Source organism: Allobosea sp. (genome assembly GCF_030694325.1).
Lineage (GTDB): Bacteria > Pseudomonadota > Alphaproteobacteria > Rhizobiales > Beijerinckiaceae > Allobosea.
In genome coordinates, this window is sequence record NZ_JAUXYO010000177.1 from 1 (window position 1) to 5,003 (window position 5,003).

The following is a 5,003-nucleotide window of genomic DNA, read 5'->3' on the forward strand; positions in this document are numbered from 1 at the left end:
CAACATCCTGTTCATGGTCATCATCGGTGGGCTGGGCTCGCTGATCGGCTCCTTCTTCGGGGCGGCCTTCCTCTCGATCCTGCCCACCGCGATGAAGTTCGGCCTGCCGGCGCTGGGCGTGCCGATGGCCGGCGCCACCGCCGAGCACGTCACCTTCATGCTGATCGGCGGGCTGATCATCCTGTTCCTGATCGTCGAGCCGCACGGGCTCGCGCGGCTCTGGCAGATCGGGAAGCAGAAACTGCGGACATGGCCGTTCCCCTACTAGCGGGGACGGGCCGGACGACGACCCGCATCGGCCTTCAAGGACGCGGGCGGACAAACGACCGGCGGGGTCTCGACACCACCGTCGGAGGGAAACGAACGGAGGACGACCGATGAAGACACAGCATCTGATGAAGGGCGCAGCGCTCGGCGCCTTGCTGGCTGCGGCCGGCTTTGCGGCCCCCGCCGCCGCGCAGGAGACGATCTACATCTCCAACAACGCCTATCGCACCGGGCCCTTCGCCGGCTCGGGCATCCCGATCGGCGACGGCATGCGCGACTACATGACGATGATCAACGAGCGCGACGGCGGCGTGAACGGCGTCAGGATCGTCTATGAGGAGTGCGAGACCGGCTACGACACCAAGAAGTCGATCGAGTGCTATGAGCAGGCCAAGGCGAAGAACACGGTCGTCTATTCGCCCTGGTCGACCGGCGCGACGCTGGCCGCGATCCCGCGCGCCCATATCGACAAGATCCCGATCCTCTCGATGGCCTATGGCCTCTCGGCCTCGGCCGACGGCAACGCCTTCCCCTGGGTATTCATCCCGCCCTTCACCTATTGGGACGGCGCTTCGCTGATGGTGAAGCACATGGCGGCCGAGCTCGGCGGCATGGACAAGCTCAAGGGCAAGAAGCTCGGCCTGATCCATCTCGATGCGCCCTTCGGCAAGGAGCCGATCCCGGTGCTCGAGAACCTCGCCAAGAAATACGGCTTCGAGGTCAAGCTCTACCCGGTCGCCGCCGCCGACATGCAGAACCAGGGCTCGCTCTGGCTCTCGATCCGGCGTGACCGGCCCGACTACCTCTACAACCAGGGCTGGGGCGCGATGAACCCGACCGCGGTGAAGGAGGCGATCAAGAACAACTTCCCGATCAACAAGCTGGTCGGCGTCTGGTGGGCGGGCGGTGACGACGATGCGCGCGCCGGCGGTCCGGAGGCCAAGGGCTACAAGTCGCTCAACCTGAATGCCGCGGGCACCAATTTCCCGGTCATCCAGGACATCCAGAAGTTCGTCGTCGACAAGGGCAAGAGCCTCGCGCCGAAGGAGAAGGTCGGCGAGAACCTCTACAACCGCGGCGTCTACAACTCGATGCTGCTGGTCGAGGGCATCCGCAATGCGCAGCGCATCACCGGCAAGAAGGTCATCACCGGCGAGGACATGCGCCGCGGCCTCGAGTCGCTGAACATCACCGAGGCGCGGCTGAAGGAGATCGGCATGGAAGGCTTCGCCACGCCGACGACGATCTCCTGCACCGACCATTCCGGCCACAGCAGGGCCTATGTCGCCGAGTGGGACGGCACGAAATGGACCAAGAAGGGCGATTGGCTCGAGCCGATGAAGGAAGAAGTCCGGCCGCTGATCGAGGCCGCCGCCAAGGACTACACCGAAAAGGCCGGCAACTGGCCGAAGCGGACCGAGTCCTGCGAGAAGTCTTCGTGATGTGACCCTTCTCCCCTCGGGGGAGAAGGTGTCTGCGAAGCAGACGGATGAGGGCAGTCCAGCACTCCCCTCATCCACACTTCCCTCATCCGACCCGGCTTCGCCGGGCCACCTTCTCCTCCGGAGCGGAGAAGGAAGGAGCGCGAGATGTCCACCGCCACACTCGACCAGCCGACCGCCGCCACGCCCGCAGCCGACACCATCCTGTCGCTGAACAACATCGAGGTGATCTACGATCACGTCATCCTCGTGCTGAAGGGGGTGTCTCTGCATGTCCCGCGCAAGGGTATCGTCGCGATCCTCGGCGCCAATGGCGCCGGCAAGACGACGACGCTGAAGGCGATTTCGAACCTGCTGAAGGCCGAGCGCGGCGAGGTCACCAAGGGCTCGATCGTGTTCGAGGGCGAGCGCGTCGACAGGATGTCGCCAAACGAGTTGGTGCGGCGCGGCTGCATCCAGGTGATGGAGGGGCGCCACTGCTTCGGCCATCTCTCGATCGAGGAAAACCTGCTGACCGGCGCCTTCACCCGCCGCGACGGCAACGCCGCGATCAAGCGCGACCTCGAGAAGATCTACGAGCTGTTCCCGCGGCTGAAGCAGCGCCGCAACTCGCAGGCCGGGTACACCTCGGGCGGCGAGCAGCAGATGTGCGCGGTCGGTCGCGCGATGATGTCGAAGCCCAAGATGATCCTGCTCGACGAACCGTCGATGGGGCTGGCGCCGCAGATCGTCGAGGAGATCTTCGAGATCGTCCGCCGCCTCAACGCGGAAGACGGCGTCTCCTTCCTGGTCGCCGAGCAGAACACCAACATGGCGCTGCGCTACGCCACCTATGGCTACATCATGGAGACCGGCCGCATCGTCATGGACGGGGACGCCCAGATGCTGCGCGAGAACGAGGACGTGAAGGAGTTCTATCTCGGCGTCTCCGAGGGCGACAAGAAGTCCTTCCGCGAGGTGAAGAGCTACAAGCGCCGCAAGCGGTGGCTGTCGTGACGCCCGACGCACCGGGGCGTTACACGCGCCGTCATCCCGGGCGGAGCGAAGCGGAGACCCGGGATCCATTCCTGAGCCTCTCCGATTTGCGTTCCGGAATGGATCCCGGATCGGCGCCGCTTCGCGGCTCGTCCGGGACGACACTGGATGAAGGTTGCGCGTTTCCTCGAGGACGAAGCCGATGACCGAGCATCACGACGCTCTCGAAACCCGCGCGCCCGACGCCCGCGAGGCCGTTCTGTTCTCACGGCTTCCCGGCGTGCTGGCCGCGGCGCTGCAAGCCCCGGCCTATGCGCGGCATCTCGGCCCTGTCGACCCCGCCGCGATCACCGACCGGAACGCGCTGGCGACGCTGCCCGTGCTGCGCAAGGCGGAACTGCCGGCGCTCCAGAAAGAGGCCTGGCCCTTCGGCGGTTTCGTTCCGGTGGCCACGGGCGGCTTCGGCAGGCTGTTCACCTCGCCGGGCCCGATCTTCGAGCCGGAAGCGGTCGGCAGCGATCCCTGGGGTTCGGCGCGCGGCCTGTTCGCGGCCGGCTTCCGGCCCGGCGACATCGTGCTCAACACCTTCGGCTACCACCTGACGCCGGGCGGCTTCATCATGGACTCCGGCGCGCGTGCGCTGGGTTGTGCCGTGATCCCGGCGGGGCCGGGCAATACCGAGCAGCAGATGGAGGTGATTGCCGCCTACCGGCCGACGGCTTACGCCGGCACGCCCGATTTCCTGAAGATCCTGGTCGAGGCCGCAGAAAGCCGCGGCGTCGACATCTCCTGCATCACGCGCGCGGTCGTGTCGGGCGCCGCCTTCCCGCCCTCGCTGCAGGCCTGGGTGCGCGAGCGCGGCATCGACGCCTACCAGCTTTATGCCACGGCCGATGTCGGCATTATCGCCTATGAGACCTCGGCCCGCGAGGGCATGGTCCTGAACGAGAACCTGATCGTCGAGATCGTCCGGCCGGGCACGGGCAACCCCGTGGAGGAAGGCGAGGTCGGCGAGATCGTCGTCACCAATCTCGACCCGCATCATCCACAGATCCGCCTCGCCGTCGGCGACCTCACGGCGCTGATGCCTGGCGTCAGTGCCTGCGGGCGCACCAATGCCCGCATCCGCGGCTGGATGGGCCGCGCCGACCAGACGGCCAAGATCAAGGGCATGTTCGTGCGTCCCGAGCAGATTGCCGAGATCGCGCGCCGCCACAGCGAGGTGCACAAGCTTCGCCTCGTCGTCGCCCGGGCCAACGAGGCCGACACCATGACGCTGAAGGCGGAGATCTACGCCCAGCCGGCGGGGCTGGTCGACGCGATGTCATCCACCCTGCAGCAGGTCACCAAGCTCAGGGGCTCGGTCGAGATCCTGCCGTTGGGCTCGCTGCCGAATGACGGCAAGGTCATCGCCGACGAACGACCAATCGGCTGAGCCGGCGGACCGCGGCGCCTACTGCTGCGGCGCGGCCGGAGGCGGCGGCGCGCCGGTCGGCGGCTTGGTGGGATCCGGCTGAATCAGGTCCGTGCGGGCCTTGTGCTGCAGTTCAGGCTCGTCGGCTGCGAACATGGCGGCGGCGAGCGGCGACAGCATCATCACGGCGATCAGGCCGAATGCGAGATATTCCTTGGCGTCCAGACGCATGGCGTCCTCCCGAAGGCGCGACATCCCCTGCCGTTCCCGGGTGAAACGTGGCCGCTCTGACGGTTGTTCCACCGTCAAAATGTTGGACTACCAGCGGATCGGCGCCTCGCCCTGGCGCTCCAGCCAGGCATTGGCGCGCGAGAAGGGCCCCGAGCCGAAGAAACCCCGGCTGGCCGAAAGCGGCGAGGGATGCGGGCTTTCAAGTACATGGTGGCGACCCTCGTCGACGAGGGAGCGCTTGGCCTGGGCCGGCTTGCCCCAGAGGATGAAGACGACGCGCGGCCGCGAGGCGGAGACGGCGCCGATCAGTGCATCGGTCACCGCACCCCAGCCGAGCAGCAGATGGGAGCCCGCCTTCGAGGCGCCCTCGCGCACGGTCAGCGCGGTATTCAGCAGCATGACGCCCTGCCGCGCCCAGGGCGTCAGGTCACCATCCGGCGGCGGAGCGAGTCCGAGATCGGCCTGGCGTTCGCGGAAAATGTTGACGAGCGAGCGCGGCAGCGGGGGCGGGCCGACATAGGAGAAAGCGAGCCCGTTGGCATGGCCGGGCGTCGGATAGGGGTCCTGGCCGAGAATGACGACGCGCACGCTGTCCAGAGGCGTCAGGGCCAGCGCCGCGAAGACGCGCTCGGGTGCCGGCGCCACGACATGGCCCGCCTCGCGCTCGGCATCGG

The 5,003-nt window shown here is 67.2% G+C and carries 5 protein-coding genes and 1 pseudogene; 4 read left to right on the forward strand and 2 right to left on the reverse strand.

The genetic code is table 11. From position 1 onward, the window contains the following. From Q8M82_RS10985 to Q8M82_RS11000, 4 genes and pseudogenes are all read left to right on the forward strand, one after another. Positions 1-268: pseudogene (locus tag Q8M82_RS10985) on the forward strand (branched-chain amino acid ABC transporter permease); the annotation flags it as partial. A gap of 109 nt (positions 269-377) precedes the next feature. Then, on the forward strand, positions 378-1,709 hold the full coding sequence (locus tag Q8M82_RS10990) for an ABC transporter substrate-binding protein (protein WP_305691395.1): 1,332 nt from the start codon (positions 378-380) through the stop codon (positions 1,707-1,709). 147 nt (positions 1,710-1,856) lie between these two features. Continuing rightward, positions 1,857-2,705, forward strand: a complete 849-nt coding sequence (locus tag Q8M82_RS10995) for an ABC transporter ATP-binding protein (protein ID WP_305691396.1) — start codon at positions 1,857-1,859, stop codon at positions 2,703-2,705. A gap of 181 nt (positions 2,706-2,886) precedes the next feature. Continuing rightward, positions 2,887-4,119: a phenylacetate--CoA ligase family protein gene (locus Q8M82_RS11000; RefSeq protein WP_305691397.1), complete on the forward strand. Its 1,233-nt coding sequence runs from the start codon at positions 2,887-2,889 to the stop codon at positions 4,117-4,119. Positions 4,120-4,137: 18 nt separating this feature from the next. Here Q8M82_RS11000 and Q8M82_RS11005 read toward each other — a convergent pair whose 3' ends face one another. Next, complete coding sequence (locus Q8M82_RS11005; protein WP_305691398.1) at positions 4,138-4,329, reverse strand: hypothetical protein; 192 nt, start codon at positions 4,327-4,329, stop codon at positions 4,138-4,140. Between the two features lie 87 nt (positions 4,330-4,416). Further along, on the reverse strand, positions 4,417-5,003 hold a 587-nt coding region (gene ung / locus Q8M82_RS11010), incomplete at its 5' end, for a uracil-DNA glycosylase (protein ID WP_305691399.1).

Bases quoted from the DNA above. Each gene is read 5' to 3' on its own strand.
- Q8M82_RS10990 (WP_305691395.1), top strand. From the start codon at position 378: ATGAAGACACAGCATCTGATGAAGGGCGCAGCGCTCGGCGCCTTGCTG.
- Q8M82_RS10995 (WP_305691396.1), top strand. From the start codon at position 1,857: ATGTCCACCGCCACACTCGACCAGCCGACCGCCGCCACGCCCGCAGCC.
- Q8M82_RS11000 (WP_305691397.1), top strand. From the start codon at position 2,887: ATGACCGAGCATCACGACGCTCTCGAAACCCGCGCGCCCGACGCCCGC.
- Q8M82_RS11005 (WP_305691398.1), bottom strand. From the start codon at position 4,329: ATGCGTCTGGACGCCAAGGAATATCTCGCATTCGGCCTGATCGCCGTG.